21 protein-coding genes, 1 pseudogene and 1 other annotated feature are annotated in these 23,381 nt (G+C 40.4%); of the genes and pseudogenes, 7 read left to right on the top strand and 15 right to left on the bottom strand.

The genetic code is table 11. The annotated features are described in order from the left end of the window. Nucleotides 1-12: 12 nt before the first annotated feature. Nucleotides 13-387 carry a winged helix-turn-helix transcriptional regulator gene (locus LEUCM_RS05130; protein ID WP_025016051.1) on the top strand — a complete coding sequence of 125 codons (375 nt, stop codon included), beginning with the start codon at nt 13-15 and terminating at the stop codon, nt 385-387. Between the two features lie 257 nt (nt 388-644). On the opposite strand, the pseudogene LEUCM_RS05125 reads toward LEUCM_RS05130, so the two are convergent. The 3 genes and pseudogenes from LEUCM_RS05125 to LEUCM_RS05115 all read right to left on the bottom strand — a co-directional run bounded on the left by LEUCM_RS05125 (nt 645) and on the right by LEUCM_RS05115 (nt 7,100). Next, nucleotides 645-1,984 (bottom strand): annotated as a pseudogene (locus LEUCM_RS05125) (amino acid permease). A 350-nt stretch (nt 1,985-2,334) separates the two neighbouring features. Next, nucleotides 2,335-4,758: a leucine--tRNA ligase gene (leuS, locus tag LEUCM_RS05120; RefSeq protein ID WP_025016052.1), complete on the bottom strand. Its 2,424-nt coding sequence runs from the start codon at nt 4,756-4,758 to the stop codon at nt 2,335-2,337. A 102-nt stretch (nt 4,759-4,860) separates the two neighbouring features. Beyond that, nucleotides 4,861-5,067, bottom strand: a binding site (T-box leader). Between the two features lie 23 nt (nt 5,068-5,090). Then, a complete protein-coding gene (locus tag LEUCM_RS05115) occupies nt 5,091-7,100 on the bottom strand; it encodes a LysM peptidoglycan-binding domain-containing protein (protein WP_235803818.1) in 2,010 nt (669 codons plus the stop codon). A 186-nt stretch (nt 7,101-7,286) separates the two neighbouring features. Between LEUCM_RS05115 and LEUCM_RS05110 the strand changes: the two genes are divergently transcribed. Together LEUCM_RS05110 and mnmM are read left to right on the top strand one after the other, a co-directional pair. Next, the gene (locus tag LEUCM_RS05110) at nt 7,287-7,925 is read left to right on the top strand and encodes a phosphatase PAP2 family protein (protein WP_011375130.1); all 639 of its coding nucleotides are present in this window, start codon (nt 7,287-7,289) and stop codon (nt 7,923-7,925) included. An 18-nt stretch (nt 7,926-7,943) separates the two neighbouring features. Continuing rightward, nucleotides 7,944-8,504: a tRNA 5-(aminomethyl)-2-thiouridylate-methyltransferase MnmM gene (mnmM, locus tag LEUCM_RS05105; protein ID WP_025016054.1), complete on the top strand. Its 561-nt coding sequence runs from the start codon at nt 7,944-7,946 to the stop codon at nt 8,502-8,504. A 62-nt stretch (nt 8,505-8,566) separates the two neighbouring features. On the opposite strand, the gene LEUCM_RS05100 is transcribed toward mnmM, so the two are convergent. From LEUCM_RS05100 to yjbM, 5 genes are all read right to left on the bottom strand, one after another. Further along, nucleotides 8,567-9,196, bottom strand: coding sequence for a copper homeostasis protein CutC (locus LEUCM_RS05100; protein ID WP_016265484.1), 630 nt, complete (start codon nt 9,194-9,196; stop codon nt 8,567-8,569). A gap of 263 nt (nt 9,197-9,459) precedes the next feature. After that, nucleotides 9,460-10,296 (bottom strand): undecaprenyl-diphosphate phosphatase, encoded by an 837-nt coding sequence (locus LEUCM_RS05095; RefSeq protein ID WP_035145084.1) that lies wholly within the window; start codon nt 10,294-10,296, stop codon nt 9,460-9,462. A 134-nt stretch (nt 10,297-10,430) separates the two neighbouring features. Beyond that, the gene (locus LEUCM_RS05090) at nt 10,431-11,351 is read right to left on the bottom strand and encodes an RluA family pseudouridine synthase (RefSeq protein ID WP_025016055.1); all 921 of its coding nucleotides are present in this window, start codon (nt 11,349-11,351) and stop codon (nt 10,431-10,433) included. Beyond that, complete coding sequence (locus tag LEUCM_RS05085) at nt 11,341-12,147, bottom strand: NAD kinase (RefSeq protein ID WP_011375135.1); 807 nt, start codon at nt 12,145-12,147, stop codon at nt 11,341-11,343. Before LEUCM_RS05085 ends, LEUCM_RS05090 begins: the two co-directional genes overlap by 11 nt. After that, the gene (yjbM, locus tag LEUCM_RS05080) at nt 12,144-12,818 is read right to left on the bottom strand and encodes a GTP diphosphokinase (RefSeq protein WP_011375136.1); all 675 of its coding nucleotides are present in this window, start codon (nt 12,816-12,818) and stop codon (nt 12,144-12,146) included. The genes LEUCM_RS05085 and yjbM overlap by 4 nt, the downstream gene beginning before the upstream one ends. A 146-nt stretch (nt 12,819-12,964) precedes the next feature. Here yjbM and LEUCM_RS05075 point away from each other — a divergent pair, with 146 nt between their 5' ends. Both LEUCM_RS05075 and LEUCM_RS05070 read left to right on the top strand, forming a co-directional pair. Further along, a complete protein-coding gene (locus tag LEUCM_RS05075) occupies nt 12,965-13,546 on the top strand; it encodes a CYTH domain-containing protein (protein WP_016265487.1) in 582 nt (193 codons plus the stop codon). 86 nt (nt 13,547-13,632) lie between these two features. Further along, nucleotides 13,633-14,268, top strand: a complete 636-nt coding sequence (locus LEUCM_RS05070) for a ClpXP adapter SpxH family protein (protein WP_231953286.1) — start codon at nt 13,633-13,635, stop codon at nt 14,266-14,268. 52 nt (nt 14,269-14,320) lie between these two features. Here LEUCM_RS05070 and LEUCM_RS05065 read toward each other — a convergent pair whose 3' ends face one another. From LEUCM_RS05065 to LEUCM_RS05035, 7 genes are all read right to left on the bottom strand, one after another. Continuing rightward, nucleotides 14,321-15,295, bottom strand: coding sequence for a competence protein CoiA (locus LEUCM_RS05065; RefSeq protein ID WP_016265489.1), 975 nt, complete (start codon nt 15,293-15,295; stop codon nt 14,321-14,323). A gap of 63 nt (nt 15,296-15,358) precedes the next feature. Then, entirely contained in the window at nt 15,359-16,048 is a 690-nt protein-coding gene (locus LEUCM_RS05060; RefSeq protein ID WP_035145087.1) for an adaptor protein MecA, read from the bottom strand. Between the two features lie 172 nt (nt 16,049-16,220). Next, on the bottom strand, nt 16,221-16,619 hold the full coding sequence (gene spxA / locus LEUCM_RS05055) for a transcriptional regulator SpxA (RefSeq protein WP_011375141.1): 399 nt from the start codon (nt 16,617-16,619) through the stop codon (nt 16,221-16,223). A gap of 326 nt (nt 16,620-16,945) precedes the next feature. Then, complete coding sequence (locus LEUCM_RS05050) at nt 16,946-17,686, bottom strand: MBL fold metallo-hydrolase (protein WP_025016058.1); 741 nt, start codon at nt 17,684-17,686, stop codon at nt 16,946-16,948. 129 nt (nt 17,687-17,815) lie between these two features. Continuing rightward, complete coding sequence (locus LEUCM_RS05045; protein ID WP_016265492.1) at nt 17,816-18,601, bottom strand: DUF975 family protein; 786 nt, start codon at nt 18,599-18,601, stop codon at nt 17,816-17,818. A gap of 17 nt (nt 18,602-18,618) precedes the next feature. Then, nucleotides 18,619-20,718 (bottom strand): FtsX-like permease family protein, encoded by a 2,100-nt coding sequence (locus tag LEUCM_RS05040; RefSeq protein ID WP_025016059.1) that lies wholly within the window; start codon nt 20,716-20,718, stop codon nt 18,619-18,621. After that, on the bottom strand, nt 20,696-21,472 hold the full coding sequence (locus tag LEUCM_RS05035) for an ABC transporter ATP-binding protein (RefSeq protein WP_011375145.1): 777 nt from the start codon (nt 21,470-21,472) through the stop codon (nt 20,696-20,698). Before LEUCM_RS05035 ends, LEUCM_RS05040 begins: the two co-directional genes overlap by 23 nt. Nucleotides 21,473-21,611: 139 nt before the next feature. On the opposite strand from LEUCM_RS05035, the gene LEUCM_RS05030 reads away from it, so the two are divergent. Both LEUCM_RS05030 and LEUCM_RS05025 read left to right on the top strand, forming a co-directional pair. Next, entirely contained in the window at nt 21,612-22,286 is a 675-nt protein-coding gene (locus LEUCM_RS05030; RefSeq protein WP_025016060.1) for a response regulator transcription factor, read from the top strand. Between the two features lie 9 nt (nt 22,287-22,295). Then, complete coding sequence (locus LEUCM_RS05025) at nt 22,296-23,363, top strand: HAMP domain-containing histidine kinase (protein ID WP_016265495.1); 1,068 nt, start codon at nt 22,296-22,298, stop codon at nt 23,361-23,363. Nucleotides 23,364-23,381: the final 18 nt, after the last annotated feature.

The following is a 23,381-nucleotide window of genomic DNA, read 5'->3' as shown; positions in this document are numbered from 1 at the left end:
TCAAAATTAGAAATGAATGAGAAAACTTATAACATTGGTGTTGAAGCCACGATGGAAATCATCGGTGGTAAATGGAAACCTGTCATTTTATGCCACTTACGGAATCAACCACTCCGCTCAAGTGAACTCTTACAAAATATCCCTAAGATCTCTCAAAAAGTTTTAACGCAACAATTGCGCGAACTCGAAGCCGACGGGATTATCAATCGGAAAATCTATCAAGAAATTCCGCCGCGGGTTGAATACAGCCTCTCTGAATACGGTCAATCACTCAATAAGATTTTGAACCTACTCTGCTTATGGGGTGAAGATAATATCGACCGCCGCCAATCAGATGGCGAATCGATCAATGTCTTGCATCGTGATCAAATTAATCCAATCTACTAAAAAAGAGCGCTGTGGGTTGCGGGTAGCAACTGAGCATTAATACAAAATTGGCAGTAATCCAAGGTTTTAGGATTACTGCCAATTTTAGATTAAGCGGAAGTTGTTGCAACCAAAAAGCACGTCTAGACGATAGAAATCTGGATAGCAAAAAAGGCACCAGGACAAGTAATGCTTGTCTTGGCGCCTTCTTCACTATTTGAATATTGATAGTCTAACCGTGTTCTATAAGTCATATCCTGAACTTATGGCACACTCTTCTATTCTTTTTGACGTCCAAACTTCACGAAATAAATAACGATCATCAAGACTAAAAAGATTAATCCGACAATTAATGAGATCCGTGTTTCTGGATTAATAAACATGAAAACTAATGTTAAGCACAACATCGCCAACGTGATGTAGTTGGAATATGGTGACCATGGCATTTTAAATGGATGGGTTGCCATCTTTTCGGCGTGTTGTTTTCTAAAGGCAATTTGGCTAATTAAGATGACAAACCAAGGCACCATTCCTGGCAAGACACTTGAACTATAAACAAGGACGAAGATATTGCCAGCTTTAGGATAAACCAATGGTAGAATCGCGTTTAAAATCACACCAATTAAAATCCCTAATGAAATCGCACCAACCGCATAAAATGGCACGCCATGTCGGTTGAGTTTCAAGAAGCGTTTTGGTAATTGCCCATTATTAGCCAACGTAAACGTCATTCGACTCGCACTGTAAATCCCAGAGTTAGCGCCTGATAAGGCCGCTGTAATCACAACGAAATTAATAATTGAGGCTGCGGCGGTAATCCCGATTTTAGCAAAGGTTTGGACAAATGGTGAACCCACTTGGTTGAGTTCGTTCCAAGGGTAAATACTTAAAATGACGAAAATAGCACCGATGTAGAAAATGAGGATCCGAGCAACAGTTGATTGAATCGCTTTAACTAATGTTTCTTGTGGGTTTTCGGCTTCCCCGGCCGTAATCCCAATTAATTCAATCCCTTGATAAGAAGCAAGGACAATCGCAAGGGCAAAGACAAAGCCTTTGAATCCACCCGTGAAGAAGCCGTGTGTCCATAAATTACTAATCCCAACCGGATGCATGTGATTTCCAATCCCGAAGATGATTAATCCGAGACCAGCGACAATCATTAACACAATCGTCACCACTTTAATTAGGGCAAACCAGAATTCTAATTCACCAAACATGCTGACCGATATGAGATTAGCGGCACATAAGAACGTAATTGCGACTAAACCTGGAACCCACCCTGGCAGATTCGGCCACCAAAATTCTAGATAGCCACCGATTGCAATCATTTCACTCATCCCAACGACCACAAATTGGAAAACATTACTCCAAGCTGTCAAATAACCAAAAATGGGGTGCATATATTCCGTTGCAAATTTCGCAAACGATCCCGTATCTGGATCAACGTACAACATTTCCCCCAAAGCGCGCATGATTAAGTACAATAATAGACCGGCAATGCCATAAGCGATTAAGACAGAAGGCCCTGTCCATTTAATCGTCGTATTGGCCCCCATCCGATTGTCCCACCTAATGCAATCATCTGCATCTGACGGGCATTTAAATTCCGTTTCATTCTCCTCAAACCCTTCTATTTAGGTATTCCCATTGTTGGTTAACCCGACAATCTAAATTTACTTATCATCGTATAATAAAAAAAGAAGAAAATCAATGTCTTTTCTAATCTTTTTATCATTTTAGAATACTATTAAATAAGGTTTTGTAGATCAATAGTATTTGTTAGGTTCCTAACTATTAACTTTAGATAAGAAAAAAGGACAGACAAAATTGAATTTGTCTGTCCTTTTTGAATCGTGCTTTTCAAGCTAACTTTCTGCGCTTATCCCAGTGAATCAAACAACCGACTGCGTCGCTTATTCGCTTCCCTCTGATAATGCTCAAAAGTTGACCGAGCTTGAACGCACTCTAATTCGCTACAATATTTACCAATTTGTTTGGAATGGCAATCACTTTACGGACTGTCTTATCTGCGATAAATTCGGCTACTTTTTCGTTGGCCTTTGCCATCGCTTCTAATTCTTCCTTCGGTGTGTCTTTAGCCACTGTTACTTTGGCCTTTAACTTACCGTTAACTTGGAAGATGACTTCCACTTCATTAGCAATAAATGCTGCTGGGTCAAATGTTGGCCAATCAACATAGCTGATTGAATCATCATGACCAAGCATTGCCCATAATTCTTCCATCATATGTGGTGCGATTGGGGCTAATAATTTCACGAAGCCTTCAGCATATTCACGTGGGAATGTATCTGCTTTATAAGCATCGTTGATGAAGACCATCAATTGTGAAATGGCCACGTTAAAGTGCATGCTTTCGAAGTCTTCTGTGACTTTCTTAACGGTTTCGTTGTAAACCTTCTTCAATTGATCGTTGTTGTCAGCGACAATCTTACTTGAAAGTTGGTCGTTTTCGTCCGTATCTTCTTCTGTGTATAAACGCCATACACGGTCCAAGAATTTACGAGCGCCAGCTAAGCCCTTTTCACTCCATGAAATTGAAGCATCTAATGGGCCCATAAACATTTCGTATAGACGTAATGTATCAGCACCAAAACGATCAACAACATCATCAGGGTTAACAACGTTCCCTTTTGATTTAGACATTTTTTCGTGGTTATCGCCTAAAATCATCCCTTGATTGTATAGATGTTGGAATGGTTCCTTCGTTGGGACGACACCGATATCATACAAGAATTTGTGCCAGAAACGAACATATAGTAAATGAAGAACAGCATGTTCTGCACCACCGATGTACATGTCAACTGGTAACCAGTCCTTCAACTTGTCAAAATCAGCCAATTTATCAGGGTTCTTAGGATCGATATAACGGAGGTAATACCATGAACTACCAGCCCATTGTGGCATTGTATTCGTTTCACGACGGCCTTTACGACCATTTTCGTCCGTCACGTTTAACCAGTCTGTTAAGTTCGCAAGTGGACTTTCACCAGTACCAGAAGGTTTGATATCACTTGTTAATGGTAACTCAAGTGGCAATTGATCTTCTGGAACGACAGATGTTGTGCCATCTTCCCAATGAATAATTGGAATTGGTTCACCCCAGTAGCGTTGACGTGAGAATAACCAGTCACGTAATTTATAACTGATTTGTTCATGACCCACTTTGTGTTCAACCAACCATGGAATCATCTTGTCGATAGCAGCTTGTTTGTCTAAGCCATCTAAAAAATCTGAATTAATCATTACACCAGGTTCTGTGTGAACAGCTTCTTCAGGGTTACCGCCTGAAACAACTGGTTTCAATGGTAAACCGAATTTCTTGGCAAATTCCCAATCGCGAGGGTCATGTGCAGGAACGGCCATGACAGCACCAGTCCCGTATGAAGCTAAAACGTAATCTGAAATCCAGATTGGTAAACGTTCGCCGTTCACTGGATTGATGGCATAAGCACCCGTAAAGGCACCTGTTTTGTCCTTAGCCAAATCAGTCCGTTCAAGATCACTCTTGTGTTCGATTTCTTTTAAGTATGCATCAACGGCAGCTTTTTGTTCAGGCGTTGTGATGTCAGCCACTAATTTGTGTTCTGGGGCCATCACGATGTAACTCACACCAAACATTGTGTCGGCACGTGTTGTGAAGACGTCAATATTAGCGTCATGGTTTTCAACAGCAAATGAAACTTCAGCGCCTTTTGAGCGGCCAATCCAGTTACGTTGCATATCCTTGACACTTTCAGGCCAATCAACAAGGTCTAAGTCGTCAATTAAACGATCAGCATAAGCCGTAATCTTCAACATCCATTGACGCATTGGTTTCCGGTAAACAGGATAACCACCACGTTCAGTTTTACCGTCGATCACTTCTTCGTTGGCCACAACTGTCCCTAAATCTGGGCTCCAGTTAACAGCAACTTCGGCTTCATAAGCCAAGCCTTTTTCGTACATTTTTTCAAAAATCCATTGGGTCCATTTGTAGAAATCAGGATCCGTTGTATTCACTTCGCGATCCCAATCGTATGAGAAGCCTAATGAATTGATTTGACGTTTGAAAGTGTTGATATTTTTTTGCGTGAAATCAGCAGGGTTATTCCCCGTATCTAACGCATATTGTTCAGCAGGTAAGCCGAATGCATCCCAACCCATTGGGTGCAACACGTTGAAGCCTTGCATCCGTTTCATCCGGGCCAAGATATCAGTTGCCGTATAGCCTTCAGGATGGCCAACGTGCAACCCTTGTCCTGATGGGTATGGGAACATATCTAATGCGTAGAAATTTTTCTTATCTTTATCTTCTGTTGTTTTAAAAGATTTATGTGATTGCCAGTAGGCTTGCCACTTTTGTTCAACTGCGCGATGATCGTAAGTCATATCAAACACTCCTTATTTTTAGCGTACTTTCAAAAGTATAGACACTTTTGACGCACTCTTTTTTAATCCACTTAACGTCAAAAAAGTCCTATGGTATAAATACCATAGGACGAATTGACCGCGATGCCACCTAAGTTCTGCCCAGTTCAAACTGAACAACTCTCTGGCCGTAACGTGGCTGACGTTTCTATCTACTTGATTTCAATAGAAAACTCAAAGGTGAGTTCGCTAAGTTCAACGACGTGTTCGCACTAACCACACGCTCTCTGGACGTTTCACTTAACTACTAATCCCTCTCAACGTTAAATAATTGTTCTTAGCATACCAAACTCTTACTTCAATTTCAAGACTTGGCCAACTAAGATTAAATCTGAACGTAATCCATTAGCAGTCTTTAATTTACTGATTGTCGTGCCATTTTTTTGAGCGATTGACCATAGGCTATCACCTGATTTAACGGTATAAGACTTTGTTTTATTAGGCGTTGTTTGGTTGTTATTGTTAGTTGTTGTTTTACCAGCACTGACTTTTAACACTTGACCTGGATAAATAAAATTATTTTTAATGTTATTTAAACGAACCAATTCAGCCATTGAGATTCCTGATTGTTGTGAAATCCGCCATACTGAATCACCAGCTTTGACCTTGTAGGTTTTAGCGGTTGTCGTTGTTGAGCCATTGTTATTATTACTACTGCTATTGTTGTTGTTATTTGTTGGCGGTGTTGTTTGTCCCGTTGATTTTTGACCAACAATTAATTTTTGACCAGGATAGATGAAGTTATTACGGATATTATTCCACTTCACTAAGTTCGCCATTGAAACACCATAGCGGTTTGAGATTGCCCAAACTGAATCGCCAGACTTAACCGTGTAAGTTTGGTTATTCGCCGGTGTTGTTGGGTTCGTTGGATTTGTCGGTTTAGTTGGATTCGTTGGTGTTGTTGGGTTTGTTGTTTGTTTAGCAGAAACAATCAAAACATCGCCCGGGTGGATCATGTTATTTTTAATGTTATTCCAGCTAATTAACGTATTCATTGAAATACCGTAACGCTTAGCAATGCCGTAAACTGAATCGCCGGCTTTAACTGTGTATTTTTCACCATTTGCTGGTTTTTTTGGATTCGTTGGGTTGGTTGGTGTCGTCGGATTCGTTGGTGTTGTTGGTTTGTTAGCCGAAACGATTAAGACATCACCAGGGTGAATCATATTATTTTTAATGTTATTCCAGCTAATTAAAGTACTCATTGAAATCCCATAACGTTTAGCGATGCCGTAAACTGAATCGCCAGCTTTAACCGTATACTTTTCACCATTCGTTGGTTTAGTTGGTGTTGTTGGGTTCGTTGGTGTTGTGCCCGTACCACCATTATTACCACTTGTAGCAGGTGTATCATATTGCGTTAAGTTATATTGTTGGATAAGGCGATTTAAACTAGCTGCATAGTTCGTAGCTGTGGCATAGCGACCTTGAAGATATTGCGTCGCATTTTGATAGCTTGTTGTGTGGCTCTTGAAGGCCCCTTGATAATAAGGTGTTGACCCAAAAGAAGTATTCTTCAAAACATGCACGTAATCTTGTAGTGATTGGTAATATGAAGGATATTTACGGAAAGCAGCGTTGATTTGATAAAGATTACCATGACCATCATCTTCGTTTGTTAACATGTAGACAGAGCTACCGTTGTAACTCCCTTTAACACCGAATAAGTTGTAGTTAGGGGCTTTGCCTAAAGCGCTATTCCCAAAACCTGATTCAAGAGAAGCTTGGGCAATCATTACTGAAGCATACAAATCATTTTCACTTGCTAATTGACGTGCTGAGCTAGCAATTGAATTGATGAAAGTTGATGCACTGGTTGATGAATAAGCCATAATGGCTTGGGCTGTTGCGATATTAGCACCCGTATTTTGTGTGCCAACAACTGGTTGTGCTTGTGTTGGTTTGGGTTGAGCTGTAGCTGCCTTATTCGCATCATTTTCAGTCACTTGGGGCTTCACAACTGGTTGTGATTGGCTTTGGCTACTACTTGTTGTTTGGCTTGATTGACTTTGACTGCTGCTTGTTGCTTGGTCAGTACTACTTGTTGAGGTCGTACTATTAGCAACACTACTTGTGCTTGATGTCGCTGTATTGAGGTTGGTTTCGTTGGCACTCACTGTTTCAACAGCTGCCTTAACTTTACCGCTCGTGAGACTAGGTGCAACCGCAGACCCCATCAAGAAACTAGCTCCTGCAAAAGTCGTCATATGCCGCACTTTCTTATTCCGTAGTTCCTTTTTTTGACGGTTTAAAATTATTTTTTGTGTCGCGATTCTTTGTTTTCTAGTCTCTTTCAACATAAAAACCTCCATATAAATTTTCTTTAAAGTAATAGCTATCTTTATTAAGTTTATCTAAAATATATTATAATATTAATAATCCTATAAAACAACGTATATGTTATAAGCGGTTAATAATCGATTTAAAATTAGTTCAAGGCGACAGACCGTTAACATTGTTATTATAGAATTTGAAAGGGGTTCACTATGTCTCGTCAAAAGCAACAACTCACATCAATGATAGTGGGCTTTTCACTATTTATGATTATTTTAGTCAGTCTTTTAAACCAAGCAACTTGGATTAATACTTTCGATAGTCACATCATTCATATCGTTCGTAGCGTTGCTTCACCTTTAACAACCACTATAGCAATCGCTATCACAAGCATAGGTAATCCTTATAGTATGCTGGGATTAACAGTCGTAGCAACGCTCACCTTACTCTTCATCCGCCAGAATAATGCTGCGCTCTTCTTATTAGTCAATATGGCGGTTTTCAGTAGTTTAAACCACATTATTAAAGAATGGGTTGCTCGACCCCGACCTAGCGCGCATCATTTGGTAGTCGCTAGCGGCTTTAGTTTTCCTAGTGGTCATTCTTCTGGTGCCCTATTATTTTTTGGCTCATTAAGCATTATTGCCATTTACCTGATTAAAAGTCACTATTGGCGGCACCTAGTAATTGGTTTGTGCTTAATACTGACGCTCCTCATTGGGATTAGCCGGATTTACGTGCAGGTTCACTACCCCACAGATGTTTTAGCCGGTTTCATGTTAGCCTTAACCGGATTAGGCCTTTCGTGGTATTATTTTGATAGCTACCACCTATTGCAGCAAAAATCGTAATTAAAGGGGATTTTTATCATGCTACTTGATCAGCCAAGTTCTTTTGCCCACTTCCTATTAGACCAGGCCATTCGCCCAGGCGATGTTGTCATCGACGCCACTGTTGGCTATGGCGACGATACTTTATTTCTAGCGGAAAAAGTTGCCGATTACGGCCATGTTTATGGCTTCGATATTCAAAAAGAAGCGTTGGCAACTTGTCAAAAACGGTTAACAACGGCCAATCTTAACCAGCAGGTATCCCTCATCAATCAAGGCCACGAGCGAATCATCACTGCTCTTCCCGCCGATTTAAAGGTGCAAGCGGCGATCTTCAGTCTTGGCTCACTTTCACCAGAGACTTCTCAAGATGTCACGCTCCCTAACACGACCATCTCGGCTTACCATCAAGTCTTATCCCGTCTCAATCGGGGCGGTTTATTACTTTTTATCATTGATAATCACTTTTTTAAATCGGAAGAAGAAATCCACTACTTAGTTGCAGATTTAACCCGCCTCAATCCTGAGCGTTATGCAGTTCGCCACTTTCAAGGCGTCAACCAAGATGTCGGTCAACTACTGACCGTGATCAAAAAATAAAAAGGTTTCCGGATAAAAGTTATTTTTATCCGGAAACCTTTTTTGATTACTCAATTTTTGGATTAACCAACGATTTTAGTGCCATGTGCTTCTGTCACGTTTAATCGTTCAGTAATACCAGCAACGTTTTCCGCTGTAATGCCACCGCCTGGTAAAATGCCTAAGCGACCGTCAGCTAAACGCACTAGTTCTTGAAGACGTTCTTCATTTAACGGTGCCGTTAATGGGCCACCATGCGTTAAAATCCGTTTAACATCATGTTCAACCAACCAGTCGATTGCTTCGGCTTGGTCAGCTACTGCTAATTCGTCAAAAGCCATGTGGAAAACAACTTGCATCCCATTGGCAGCGCCAATTAGCATTTCCATTGCTTCATCATCAATCTTATTGTCAGGTGTTAAGCAACCCACAACAATCCCGTCAGCGCCTAATTCTTGTGCTGAAAAAATATCAGCTTCCATAATTTTTAATTCTTGATCGTTGTAGACAAAGTTACCACCACGGGGGCGAATCATGACCATCACTGGCACATCATGTTCATGTGCATAACGTACTGATTCAGCCATAACACCACGACTAACAGTGGTGCCGCCAACCGCTAAGTTGTCGTTTAATTCAATTCGTTTGGCACCATTACGAATGGCAGCCGGAATTTCGGTGAAATTTTCGACACAAACTTCTTTGATTAACATGGGAAAACCTCCAATTTTTATTTTAAACGTGCTTTTTAAAGCTGACTCCTGTGCTTAGTTACGCATCGCAAACGATCGACTTCGTCGCTCATTCACGACGCTAGACTAATGCTCAGAGTCAAACCGCTTTAAACGCACTTTGCACTCAAACGTGCTTTTTGAAACATATTCCTGCGCTTAACGCTATTTGCCAAACTAGCGATTCCATCGCTAATTCGTCAAATCAGGTTAATGCTCAGAATATACCCGTTTCAAACGCACTTTTATAAGAACATTGCGCCTAATACCAATACCCCTAGGATAATCCGATACCAACCGAAAACCTTGAAGTCGTTTTTCTTGATGTAACCCATCAAGAACTTGATTGAAATGATTGAAATGATGAATGAGACGACCATCCCGACCAATAAAATAATTGATTGATCACCAGTAAAGGTATTGCCTTGGTAGAAGAACTTCCCAATCTTCAAGATGCTGACCCCAATCATCGTTGGAATTGCCATGAAGAATGAGAATTCAGCCCCAACAAAACGTGATGTCCCAATTAAAATCGCCCCTAAAATCGTTGCGCCTGAACGTGATGTCCCAGGAATAATTGATAAGGCTTGGAAACACCCAATCCAAAAGGCGGTTAACCAAGGTAACGTATTTAAATCTGCAAATTTGGGTGTGCGTTGTTTATTGCGATTTTCAATAACGATAAATAAAATACCATATAAAATTAACATACTTGCGACAACCCAGTTTTGCATTAAATGTTCGTCCATCCAATCATTCAATGGGAAACCAATAATCACTGACGGAATAACCGCCAAAATAACCTTAAACCATAAAGTCCATGTTTGCTTTTGCTCTAATTGATTCTTCTGCGGTGAAAATGGGTTCAATTTATGGAAGTATAAGACGACAACGGCCAAAATCGCACCGAATTGAATGACGTAATTAAACATATCCATAAAGGCTTTTGATTCGCCCATTTTTAAAACACTACCTACTAATACTAAATGGCCCGTTGAACTAATCGGTAACCATTCCGTAAAACCTTCGACAATCCCTAAAATAATTGCCTTAATCACATTTAAAGTTAACACAATCTCCATCCCTCCATGAAACGTAGTCGTTCTCTAGTATACTAATTTCAAATCTAGAATGCGACTTAAATTAGAAGTTTAAGGTTTTTTTATTAAAATTAAACACAAAAAAAGACCGCCAAATCACGGCCTTTTGCTTATTTTTAGAGTGTTGTTTCATCAAAATCAAACTGGCGTTGCGCTAAAACAGCACTAAAATCAGCTGGCACCGGGCTTTTCACCGTAATTGTTCGTTCTTCAAATGGATGATAGAACGTCAATTGGCGGCAATGAAGTGCTTGGCGCGGCAATAAATCATCAGATTCACCGTAGAGGTTATCACCAATTAGCGAATGCCCTAGCGATGCAAAATGGACCCGAATCTGATGTGTCCGGCCTGTTAGTAACTTCAATTTAACGAGTGTGGCGCCATCACCGTGAGCGGCTTGCCAATATTCGGTCAATGACCGCTTACCACCTTCGCCGACCACCCGTCGCATGTAGAATTCTTCCGAGCGTTTAATCGGACGATCAATCCACGCATGTTGCGGTAAATCCTCGCGCATATCACCACTAGCAATTGCGATATACGTTTTTTGCAATTCTTTCGACTGTAATTGCCGATCCAACAAACTGTGCGCAAATCCATGCTTGGTAAACATCATCAAACCACTGGTATCGCGGTCCAAACGCGTGACGACATGGACTGCGAGGCTTTCAGCTTGTTCATCAATTAAATACTGCTTCACAAAATTGGCCATCGTATTATTCGGATGGTTGGGAGCCGGTAGCGAAGCGACAAAGGCTGGTTTATCAACAATCAGAAAATGATCATCCTCATAGGCAATTTTTAAATCACCCTTCACAGGAATCACGTGTTCCACCGCAACTTCTGGCGCTAGATAAACCGTCACCACATCATTTTGAACTAGTCTAATATTGGTATGGGCTTCCTGACCATTCACTAAAATCTGCCCACCTGAGAATTTAATCTTCGATAGCTGACTCCGAGAAATCTCATGTCGTCTTAAAAAATTACGTAAAATGCAGCCTTCGCTGTCTGTGTATTGCCACTCAAATTTCATGTTTTGACCCAATAAATGCATCTTCGACGCGATCCCAGAAATGGGTGTGTCGGTAACGTGCAAATTGTATTCTTTCTTTTGCAATTTTAAATTGCATTGATTCAATTGGTCGATCCTTAAACGTAAACTGATCAATCGTCACAACGTAATCGCTGGTCCGTGAGGGTTTTAAAAGTAACCACTCATCAGAAGGCAACACAATTGGTGCGGCCAGTGTTCGGTAAACACGATTATTAATCGACGCAATTTCAGTCAATTGCATCGCTTCTAATCGTGGATGCAAGACCGCCCCACCAATTGATTTTCCGTAAGCCGTTGAGCCAGTTGGTGTCGAAACACATAGGCCATCACCACGGAAACTTTCAAAAAAGTTTTCTTTGATATAAACATCGGTCCGCAAGGTTGCCGCATAACGCCGCAACGTCACTTCGTTCAACGCCAAGAAGTGTTGCACTTCGTTGGTATCGGCATAAGTAATCTTAACCTCGAGTAACGGATAACTAATACTCTGACCCAAATCTTCTTGTAAAGCGACTACTAAATCATCAACTTCAAAATCCCGCCAATCCGTATAAAAGCCCAGGTGTCCTGTATGAACCCCGATAAAGCGGATTTGATCCAGCGCATCAGCATAGCGGTGAAAAGCAGACAGTAACGTCCCATCGCCACCAACTGAAATCACCACTTCTGGTGTTTGTGCGTCCATCGTAAAACCGTTGTTAATTAACTTATTGGTTAGTTTATCAGCCACTTGTCGAGAAGAGCTGCCGTCATTGCTATATACCGTTATTCTCAATCTGGGGCATCTCCTTCAGAATCGTTTTCAGTCGCTTTTTCTAAAGCACTCTGCCACTTACCGTATGAAAAGAGCTGTTGTGCTTCTTGAATTTCTTCGCGAATTTCAGACATTTCTTTATCTAACATAAATGACGCTTCGGCTGCCCGTTTTAAACGTGCCTTCAATGTTTCAGGGAATTCCCCTTGGTATTTATAATTGAGTGAATGTTCGATCGTTGCCCAAAAATTCATCGACATTGTCCGAATCTGAATTTCTGCCAAGATTAATTTTTCACCGCTGATCAGTTGCACTGGGTATTCAACCACAATGTGATATGAGCGATAACCACTGGGTTTAACGTTTGAAACGTAGTCGCGTTCCTCGATAATCTTCATATCGGTTCGTTGGTGTAATAAGCCCACAATTTCGTGGATATCTTCTACGAACTGACACATAATCCGTAACCCAGCGATATCTTGCATATCTTGTTCCAATAAATCCTCTGTGATATACCGTCGCTGCATTTTTTCTTTGATACTATCTATCGGTTTGACCCGGCCCGTTACAAATTCGATTGGGGCATGTTCATTATTTTGTTGATATTGTTTACGCATACCACGTAATTTTATTTTCAATTCACTAACGGCTTGTTCATAAGGCATCAGGAATTTTTTCCAATTTTCGACCATAATAACCCCTCATTCAATCTGTCACATACAGCATTATTTTAACATATATTGGAAAAGAATAGATAGAATTCCTCCCAAATCAAATACAATTACAAGTTTTCAAATTTATGCTAGGATAGTCTTATTCTCAAAAGGCAGGTTATTAAATGACACAGACCATTGAACGTGAATTTAAAGTCAGTCTCACTGAACAACAATTCAATCAACTGCGGGCCGCCTATTCATGGCCGACACCTTTTACCCAGACCAATTATTACTACGAGCTACCGCAAAATGGTTTGTATCAGCAACATATGGGGTTGCGCACTCGCCTCTACCAAGAACAGGCAGAACAGACCTTAAAAGTACCCCAGACTGGTGCGACACGCACCCTACTGGAAATCACCGATACAATGCCATTAGCCACTGCACAGCAATTGATTGCGCAACAAACCATTCAGCCCGATCAGCAAATTGCTAAGTATCTAGAAACAATCGGGATTGATTGGTCACCCCTTTTCATCTGGGGTCAAGCAACCACTAAGCGTCAGGTTTTAACACTGCCTAGTGGTCGCCTAACATTAGATCAAACAACCTATCCGGATCAGACAGCTGACTATGAATTGGAACTGGAATTTGACGATATGCCACTCGCCCAACCTTTCTTCCAAGACATCGTTGCGCGTTTCAAATTAACACAAACTGCACTACTCAACAAGATTCAACGTGCTAAAAATCATCAAAGCTAATTAATTGCAAATCCAAAAAAATTTGTTAAAGTAAGACAAGAGCTTTCAATACGAGACTTAAGTTTGGGGGAACCATTTTGTTAGAAGTGTTTTTATATATTAACCCGATCGGCCAACGTTGCTTGCAATCCGAAAAGGCACTTTTAAAAATTATTGACGAGGCTGATATGAACATCCATTTCAAGTTCATACCCGTCCTCAACTTACAAAACGTTGAACGTTACATGCAATTTCAAAATTTAAATCGACGTGACTTAGACTTAAGAAATCACGTCTTTAGTACCATCTACGAAGCGGTCCTAGCTTATAAAGCAGCGACCTTCCAAGGTAACAAGAAGAGCCAAGCATTTTTAATGCAACTCCAACAAGTTTTTCAACAACCTGATACTACCCTTGATACTAAATTAGTTCTAGAAATCGCTGAAAAGGCCCACTTAGATACTGAAATGTTACTTGAAGATTGGCACAGCGATTTAACTAAACAGGTTTTTGATTCCGACCAACAACTAGCCTGTGAAATGAACATTAAGATGACACCTTCCGCAGTTGCCTTTGACTATTCTAAAGATGACTCAGAAGCCGGCTTATTAATTGAAAATTGTGACTCTTACGACCTCTTGAAAGAGGTTTGTTCTCAGGGAGTGAGTCCTGAAGACACGTACCAAAAATTACAAAAACATAAAGCTAATGTGACTAAAATCGCCTTTCGCGTACTGTCGTAATCCGTCATTCAGCACTAAATAAGCGCTCAAGATTTTAAACAGTCTTGGACGCTTATTTTTTAGCCCGCAAAGCCTGTTGCAGCCTGCAGGTTGACCAATCTCGAAAAGCTTGTTGGCCAATTAACGGTTGATTTAAGGTGGGACAAAACTGCGAAAATGTGGTTACGGGTTGCTCAGCCAGCCACCACTTTAAGCGACTTTCAAACTGATTCTGCTGATAAAGTGGTGGCACTACCGATTGATAAAAACACCAATCAGGGGCTTTTTGGAGTAACGTTCCTTGTTGGTAACAAAACTGTTGCAAGCGGACGAAGCGCTCATCACGTAGCTTTAGTCGTTGCATCAGCCGCGCTCGTTGCCAATCAATCGGCATATTTTGAATATTGATTGGTTTTAACAAACGATTTTTACTTAAAAATGCGACTAGTTGACGCGGTTTAAAGTATTGTGTCCGCCACTGATAACCTTGAAATTCAAGCGCAACGACGTGATGTTGCAAGACCCAACAGTGCAATTGCGTGCTGTAACAAACTAGATAAAAGCCCCATGCCGGGCAATAATTTAAAAAAGCCAATTGTTGCCGACTAAGATGGCGGGATTTAAAACGGAACCGATCACCAACTATCCAAGTGACCGCCAAACCACTTGCATGATACCCCTGCGTTCGTTTTAACAATTGTGTGGGCGTCAACGGACTACACTGATACTCAATCACTTGTGACTCACAATTGGGCTTTGTTAAATAAACATCGGCCCTCTGCTCAGAATTAACAACCAACTCAAAATCCGCCTGCCACCCCAGCGCATTAGCAAGTGCTGCAATCGCCACCTTACCAGTTTGATGGGCGTCACTTTCACCGCCGCCACCCACCACTTTAGTTTGATGCGCAAAATAAGGAACAGTCTGCTGACCGCCCTTGAGCTGAACAGGCTTTTGGCACCGCGGGCAAAAATACTGACCGCTTCCAAGTAAGACGGCATCTCCAGCAGACACCAACTGACCAGCAAGATTCAAAGCCATTTTCATCAAAACACCCCAAGAAAAAATACGCAAAAAAGCCAGTTGATTATTCATCAACTGGCTTTTTAATTAATCTTTAAAATAGTAACGTGTTAATTCCAAGGCGCTATTTTCCATTACTTTCTGACCATATTCACTTAAGAAATCAGCGGTGTAATTTGTTTTATGACCAAATTCATTAGCGACCGCTAAATCATCTTGGACAAACGTTTCCGTTGTATTTTCTAAGAAGAACACTAGTTGCGCGTAATATTGATGTTTGTAAACAAAAAGGGTTGAAACACCACTTTCAATGTGCAACTGTTGGGCAAGTGCAATCCAATCTTCAAATGTATCAAAGCCTAAAACAACTTGTTTAGTTGGGTTATCCGCTTGATTTAAATAAGATTCGATTTCGTCTTCTTCTTCGTCATCCTCAGAAGAGGCCGTATCCCGCTTCAATAGTTGATCCTTAATATACTCTGTAATACCGTCTTTTCCCTGAACCATTTCTGATTGTGCTTTGTTCAAATCAAGATTAGATAAATTCTTACTAATTAATAACTCTAACCCCTGTTCATTAGGTAATACTTGGAAAGTGACCGCATCATTATTAGCGAAAACGTGATCTTGATCAACTTCTTCTAGAATTGAATAGAAGAAGCGCTCGATTTTTTTATGATTACTCAATAAATCAAGGCCAGTAATGCCACGTTCTTCTAGATCATCATTTTCCAATAAAACACGAATTGTGTTTTCATCGATTTTTTCCATTCTCATGGGACAACGCCCCTTTCTATTGGGCTATTTAAATAGCCTGCACAGTATCCTACTCTTTGCTTTACCATACCAGTATCGGACACAACATTCAAGTATCAAACCATTTCCATTCAAAAAAAGATAATGATTTCGTTTGCTACTAAAAAAGTCGAGGTATCCACCTCGACTTTTTTTAGAATCCTGCCATTAATTGTGCTTGTTGTAATTCTAGTGCGCGCACTTCGCGTGGTAAGAAACGACGAATTTCATCTTCGTTGTAACCAACTTGAAGTCGTTTTTCATCCAAGATAATTGGTCGTCTTAATAGACCAGGATTTTCTTGAACAAGATCTAATAATTCATTAACAGATAAATCATCAATTTTAATATTTAGTTGTTGGAAAATCTTAGAACGTGTTGAAATAATTTCTTCAGTGCCGTCCTCAGTCATTCGCAAAATGGTTTTAATTTCATTTTTATTGAGAGGCTCCGAAAAAATATTGCGTTCTTTAAATGGAATGTTATGTTCCTTTAACCACGCACGAGCTTTACGACAAGATGTACAACTTGGTGAAGTATATAATGTAACCATATGTCTCTCTCCTTTACCTTTTATGAGAGCGGCTATGAAATAACCCATCTCCGTCTCATTCTCTCTCTTACAAGAACTTATTATACGCGAAACGACCAGTAAAAACTAGTTAATTTCCTTAATTTCTAATTAAATATTAATCTTTTCTATTAGACTAATAGTTCTATAATGTTCAATAAAAGCGTTTCAATCCACTCATATCACACTTTGAACTTATTGCCCCTTTTAAAAATTTATCCTTACCATTTAAAAAAAATTATACCAGCGTATCGTTCTCATAATATTTAACTTATTTTTTGTAAGCTAACAACAAGACCTATTCTAACCTAGTCTATTTTAATTGTCAAACCCTGTTCGGCAATTGTGACCGGAATTGTCGTGATTACTGTTTTAGCTTGTGCCAATAAAGTCTCTGGTGTGACAGCTTGTGGTAAATGCGTTAGCAATAATTGTTTAACGCCGCTAATCTGTGCAAGGTTTGCTGATTGCGTCGTCGTCATGTGCGCCATTTTTCCTGTGCGATCAGCTAAGAAGTTAGTGTCAGTCATCAATAAATCAGCACCCTGACAGAACTCAGCTAACCCTGGGAAGTAGGCCGTATCTGCTGTAAAGACTAAAACCTTGCCGGTTGTTTCTTCTTCAATTCGAACGGCAAAGGCTGGTACTGGATGTTCAGTCCGCTTAAACGTGACTTTCAATGGTCCGAGTTGCAACGTAATATCTTCTTGATAACCAAAACCTTGCGTTACATTTGGTAAGGTTAGGCTACCAAAGTGCAATGGATCTTGTAAATGCCCATAAATTGGCAATATGGGTTCTTTCTTTTGACCTGCTTGTAGTTGCCAGTAATATTGTAAAACGCCGACATCTGCGATGTGATCGTGGTGATAATGCGTCAACAAGACGGCATCTAATTGGAGTGGATCAAGTTCTTTTTCGAGTGCCAAGAGTGCGCCGCTCCCGCAATCGAGTAATAAATGATAATCGCCACTCGTTAAGAGATAACTACTTGTGCCGACCCCCGCATATGGATAACCGCCATAATAACCTAAAACTGTTAATTCCATTTTAATGAACCACCTTTCTATCTTCCTCTATAGTAGCTCACTAGCCAATTATATTGCACCCTTGTTTTTAAATATTTAGCGTTTTTTAAGCATCAAAAAAGGATTGGCATGTTAGCCAATCCTTCTTTACTATTGAATAATTTGAATGCGTTGTTGCTTAATATCTTGATAAAAGGCCGTCACACTGACGATTAAATATGGATAGAACCAGATGAAACCGATGCCGGCTGTCAAGTAGACTAACAATTCCCAGCCAATGAATGATAACCCCAATCCTAATAATTTCAACCAGTGGCCTTTTAAGATGAGTACTGACAAGGATAGTAGCATCCGCATTGAAACCTGTGGAAAATCAAATTTGATCAACACTAAGATTTGATAGTACATCAAAATTAATGGTTGCAAGAAGGTGATTGCTAGAATCACCAACAAGAATGCCAAAACAGTCGTATATTGTTTTGGATTCTGACTAATCTGCATAATATAAGGTGCCATTGATGTGATGCCATTATACGTATAACGGAAAACCCGTTGCCAGCTGATTAACTGGTGAAATGGTGCTAAACCAATAAATGTTAATGCCCAATTTAATAATTGTTGAATGAAGTTTAAGATAATCAGATGCGTATAAAACGGTGGTCGGAACAATACTAATGTATCGCTGAGACGCGTTTCTTTTTTGATTGTTAATTTATACGCCGCTAAGAAAACAGCGTTTAAAAAGACAAAATAAAATAAATAGTTGGCAAACGTATTTAACATTTGATAACCAAATGAATTTGTCTCGAATAAGCTTTGCAACAGCGTATCGGTCCCCATTTCGACTAATAGCCAGATAATCACTAAGGTTGCCATCATCTGCCAGTGGCCTTTTAATAGTTGCCGCGCAGTTGCACGATAAGTTCTTAATTGCAAAAAATTTTCCTCCGAGCTTAATATAGTACATCGTCATTTAACGGTATATTGACGATGCGATTGTAGATTTCGGCAGTTACCAGATAGAACACAAAATAAATCATAATGAAAATGCCGCACACAATATAGACTAATTGTAACCCAGGATTATCCAAAAACAAACTCAATAATCGAATCGCAAAAATCGCGTGCAAGGTCCCCAGAATAATCGGCAATAAAAAGATAATCAGAATTTGGAAATAAATCGTGCGTTTGATTTCCGAATAAGTCATGCCAATTCGTTTTAAGGTTTTATACTGCAAAATTTCTTCTTGGGCTTCTGATAATTGTTTCAGCATGATGATGCTCCCAGTTGCCAGCATGAACGTCAATGCGATAAATAAGGCAATATACATATAAAAACCAAAGTTGGCATTCGCACGGTCCTGATTAGGCTTGCGTAATAATAAATCAGCACGGACAAAACCACTTCGTTCTTCTTTAGTCGTCACTCGATAGCGTTTAAAGCCATTTTCATTTCTAACAGCTGTTAGATAGCTCCGTTTTTTCGTATCTTGTGAAAGCTTAAAAAACGACTTCATCAGTTTTTTATCGCGTCGTTGCTTAGGCGTTAGATCAAGCGCATAGACATGGTCAATAGTAGCCGGCTTGATTTGATCGTAATATTGATCTGGCACAGCAACCATATTCAGTGAGCCGTAAAAATTAACCGATACGCCATTTGGAAATAACCGCCGAAGATGAATAATGCGGAGCTGTGGTAACTCCGGTTGCTTAATCTGCAGAGGAATTCCTTGTTGATTGGCATGCGCTAACCGTTTATGATGTGGCATCTTAATCATCGTTAGCGGTAAATCAATCATCGCAATCGCCTCATTAGGCCGTAATGGCGTTGCTGGAAGCTTAAATTGTTGAGCCATCAACGCATTATATCGCGATAATGGTAAAACACCAGTAGCGCCAGCACGCGTCATTGAATCACTTAACAAGGGCGTTGCCAGTTCAAATTGGGCATCGACAATTTTATAGGTAGTCTCTGTGATTTTTTTTGGTGTAACCTGATGCGCCCGTAAAATTTGTTCGACACCCTTTTTTTGATATTTAGAATAAATAATATCTGCGGGAATATTTTCACGCAATGTCTTTTGGCTAAATGTATAGATCATCGCTGCGCTCCCCAACGCTGTAATCGTCACAGCGCTTAGAATGGTAATCATCCACAATGTTTTCGCGTTTTTCTTAAACCGATAGCTCAGATTCGTCACACTCAATAAATGTGTGCCCCGATAATAGAGTCGTTTCCAATGGCGTTCAATTCGGAGCCAAATCTGCGTATACGCTTGGAAAAAGGCAAGTGTCCCGATGACTTCAAACCACAAAATGGCACCCAAATACCCCGCATCAATACCATAGCCATAACGCCGTTCAAGTTCGGGCATCAGCACTAAAATACGTTCCGCTAAATAATAACCACTGATAATCAAAACAATGCCGATTATTCCCCAGATGGTTGTTAACCAATTAGGGCGCCGTATTTTGCGGCTAAACTCGGTTGGGTGCAATAAATCCACTAGTTGATAGCGAAAAATTAAACTACTATTTAATAGGCCAGTTAATAAGAACAGCAAACCGAAAGTAATCGTCGTCTGCTTAATAGCTCCCCAGGAGATTAAAAACGGGATTGCGACGCTGATGCCCATCATCCGTAATAGTAACATCCCAAATAACTTTGATAAAAAGATTCCGAAAAACAGACCAATCAACAGTGCAATCGTTCCGATTACTAAACTTTCGGCGAAGAATACCACACTAATCTGCAGACGCGTAACCCCCATTACACTGAGTATTCCGATTTCCTGTCGCCGTTTCTTCATAAAAAATAGATTGGCATACGCTAGGAAAAAGGCCGCAAATAAAATGATAATGATGCTGGCAATTTGAATCGTCCCACCAAAAATTAAGCGTTCACCCGCCGATTTTAGTTTAGACAACACCGGATCAGTTTTGATAGCCGTAAAACAAAAGTAAACAACAATCGCCATAATACAGGCCATCAAGTACGCCGCGTAATCGCGGGCCCGATTAATCGTACTTCTAACGAGGAGTCGTAACAGCATTGTAGCGACCTCCCCCACCAATTGTCGCCTGCATATCAATGATTTGATTAAAGAACTGTTGTCGATCACCACTGCGGACAATCTCAGAAAATAGCTGACCGTCTTTGATGAAGAGAATCCGCCGGCAATAACTTGCCGTAAACGCATCATGCGTTACTAATAGGATTGTTGTCTTCTCCTGATGATTAATTTCCGTTAGATACCGCAAAAGTTCGGTTGCCGATTTTGAATCCAAGCTCCCTGTTGGTTCATCAGCCAACAATAAAGTAGGATTGGTAATCATCGCCCGACCACACGCGACCCGTTGCCGTTGCCCGATTGAGATTTCATCTGGATAGCGGTCTAATAGACCCCCAATCCCGAGAACTTGTGTCACTTGGGCGAGTCGCTTTTCGATTAAGGCGACGCTCATCTTATCTAACGCTAACGGTAACAAAATATTTTCCCTAACCGTCAGCGAATCCAATAAATTAAAGTCCTGAAAAATAAAGCCTAAATCATGTCGTCTAAAATTGGCTAACTTAGCCTCACGCATTTTCGTCACAACTTGATTTTTGATCATTACTTGCCCATGTGTTGGCCGATCAATCGTCGCAATCATATTTAAAAGCGTCGTTTTACCAGCACCAGAAGGTCCCATGATGCCGACGAACTCCCCTTCTTCAATCTCAAAGGAAATATTATTTAACGCATTCACCAGATTAAACCGATGGCCATAAACTTTAGAAACTTGTTGAACGGCTACCACTGTCATTTTGTCACACTCCCGAATTAACTTGCTTTACATTTTAGCAGAGTTTTACCAAAAAACCCATTTAATCAGACCTTAGTTGGTTGTCTTTTAACTTAAAAATCGGTACTATGAACTTAATTATGTCTGAGGAGCGCTTATTATGTTTGAAATTATGATTGTTGAAGATGATCCTACAATTGCTAACTTGATTGCTGAAAACTTAGAGAAATGGCAGTTAAAAGCCATTATCCCCGATGATTTCGATACCATTTTTGACCGTTTTTTAACGGATAAACCCCACTTAGTCCTACTAGATATCAATTTACCCGTCTATGACGGTTTCTATTGGTGTCGTAAAATTCGTGAAGTTTCTAAAGTGCCGATTATCTTCATCTCTAGCCGCAGTACTAATATGGATATGGTGATGTCAATGAACATGGGTGGCTATGATTTTGTTAACAAGCCCTTTTCAATGGAAGTCTTAATCGCTAAAATCAATGCGCTTTTACGCCGGACCTATAACTATGTCGATCAAAATACAGACGTCATCGAACATAACGGCCTTCTAATTAACTTACAAAGTGGTGGGGCTCAAGTTGGTGATACTGTCGTTGACCTCTCTAAAAATGAATATAAGTTACTCCAATTTTTGATGCGCCAACACGGTCAAATTGTCAGTCGTGAAAAACTCCTACGGGCGTTATGGGACGACGAACGTTTTGTCGATGACAATACATTAACCGTCAATATCAATCGGCTGCGTAAAAAAATCGAACAAGCCGGTTTAGAAGACTATATTCAAACTAAAATCGGCCAAGGCTACATCATCCCATAAGGAGCAATTATGACCTTTAAAAAATTTATTCGTGATCATCTATTTCACATCGTATTCTTCTTTGGTGGCATGTTTGTCTTAGACATCGTCTTATGGCTAGATCCCCATATGCGCCTGGCCAAAGAAACCTTGATGTACCTCGATTTCCTATTAACGATTTTCTTTTGCGCTTTCTTGATTGGCCTTTACCTCTACCATCGTAAATGGTTTCGAACAATTCAAATCCGCCTCAACGCTAAAGAAGATGCCCTCAATTGGCCACTAACCGGCGCTACTTCGGCTGAAAAACAGTACTTTCAAAAATACGTTAATTCGCTATTAGACTATCATCAACAAAGCATCGAACGTTTGATGCACGCTCAACAAGATCAAAAAGACTTCATTGACGGCTGGGTTCATGAAAGCAAAGTGCCACTTGCTGCAACGCAATTGTTGGTTGAATCGATTGAAGATCAAATCCCAGAGGAGAAATTTAATCAACTGACCGACGAGCTCGTACAAATCGAACACTACGTCGAACAGGTTCTCTATTATTCTCGTCTTGATAGTTTCTCTAAAGACTACTTGGTCCAAGAATATGCCTTGAAACCCCTTATTAACCAAACGATTCGTCAAAATCGGAACTATTTTATCCAAAATCGGATTCAATTCAAATTGACTGGTGAGGAGCAAACCGTACTGACAGATGCAAAATGGTTAGTCTTCATCCTGAATCAAATCGTCTCCAATGCTTTGAAGTACACGCCTCAAAACGGGCAAATTACAATTGATTTGGCGCATGATGAACAAGGTGTCTGGCTTAGTGTCAGCGATTCTGGTATCGGTATTCCCGCTGAAGATTTACCGCGCGTCTTCGATAAAGGCTTCACTGGGCAAAATGGGCGTCAATCCAATCAGCGCTCAACTGGCCTAGGCCTCTATCTCGCTAAATCGCTAAGTAACAAGCTTGGCCACGAACTTTATGCCAGCTCAACGCCCGGAAATGGTGCGACTTTCAAATTACTCTTTCCCTTTTTAAGTTACTATAATGATCCAGACGGTGAACGTTTGATGGGCAAAGAAAATCATTTTAGATAAATATAATCGGCTAGTTCC

The sequence above is a fragment of the Latilactobacillus sakei subsp. sakei DSM 20017 = JCM 1157 genome (assembly GCF_002370355.1).
GTDB classification, from domain to species: Bacteria; Bacillota; Bacilli; order Lactobacillales; family Lactobacillaceae; genus Latilactobacillus; species Latilactobacillus sakei.
This window is presented reverse-complemented; position numbering and strand designations above follow the sequence as displayed.

Bases quoted from the DNA above. Each gene is read 5' to 3' on its own strand.
- mnmM (WP_025016054.1), top strand. From the start codon at position 7,944: ATGCTACTTGATCAGCCAAGTTCTTTTGCCCACTTCCTATTAGACCAG.
- LEUCM_RS05130 (WP_025016051.1), top strand. From the start codon at position 13: ATGAATGAGAAAACTTATAACATTGGTGTTGAAGCCACGATGGAAATC.
- LEUCM_RS05115 (WP_235803818.1), bottom strand. From the start codon at position 7,100: ATGTTGAAAGAGACTAGAAAACAAAGAATCGCGACACAAAAAATAATT.
- LEUCM_RS05075 (WP_016265487.1), top strand. From the start codon at position 12,965: ATGACACAGACCATTGAACGTGAATTTAAAGTCAGTCTCACTGAACAA.
- LEUCM_RS05095 (WP_035145084.1), bottom strand. From the start codon at position 10,296: ATGGAGATTGTGTTAACTTTAAATGTGATTAAGGCAATTATTTTAGGG.
- LEUCM_RS05035 (WP_011375145.1), bottom strand. From the start codon at position 21,472: ATGACAGTGGTAGCCGTTCAACAAGTTTCTAAAGTTTATGGCCATCGG.
- leuS (WP_025016052.1), bottom strand. From the start codon at position 4,758: ATGACTTACGATCATCGCGCAGTTGAACAAAAGTGGCAAGCCTACTGG.
- LEUCM_RS05065 (WP_016265489.1), bottom strand. From the start codon at position 15,295: ATGAAAATGGCTTTGAATCTTGCTGGTCAGTTGGTGTCTGCTGGAGAT.
- yjbM (WP_011375136.1), bottom strand. From the start codon at position 12,818: ATGGTCGAAAATTGGAAAAAATTCCTGATGCCTTATGAACAAGCCGTT.
- LEUCM_RS05025 (WP_016265495.1), top strand. From the start codon at position 22,296: ATGACCTTTAAAAAATTTATTCGTGATCATCTATTTCACATCGTATTC.
- LEUCM_RS05030 (WP_025016060.1), top strand. From the start codon at position 21,612: ATGTTTGAAATTATGATTGTTGAAGATGATCCTACAATTGCTAACTTG.
- LEUCM_RS05100 (WP_016265484.1), bottom strand. From the start codon at position 9,196: ATGTTAATCAAAGAAGTTTGTGTCGAAAATTTCACCGAAATTCCGGCT.
- LEUCM_RS05040 (WP_025016059.1), bottom strand. From the start codon at position 20,718: ATGCTGTTACGACTCCTCGTTAGAAGTACGATTAATCGGGCCCGCGAT.
- spxA (WP_011375141.1), bottom strand. From the start codon at position 16,619: ATGGTTACATTATATACTTCACCAAGTTGTACATCTTGTCGTAAAGCT.
- LEUCM_RS05050 (WP_025016058.1), bottom strand. From the start codon at position 17,686: ATGGAATTAACAGTTTTAGGTTATTATGGCGGTTATCCATATGCGGGG.
- LEUCM_RS05090 (WP_025016055.1), bottom strand. From the start codon at position 11,351: ATGAAATTTGAGTGGCAATACACAGACAGCGAAGGCTGCATTTTACGT.
- LEUCM_RS05060 (WP_035145087.1), bottom strand. From the start codon at position 16,048: ATGAGAATGGAAAAAATCGATGAAAACACAATTCGTGTTTTATTGGAA.
- LEUCM_RS05110 (WP_011375130.1), top strand. From the start codon at position 7,287: ATGTCTCGTCAAAAGCAACAACTCACATCAATGATAGTGGGCTTTTCA.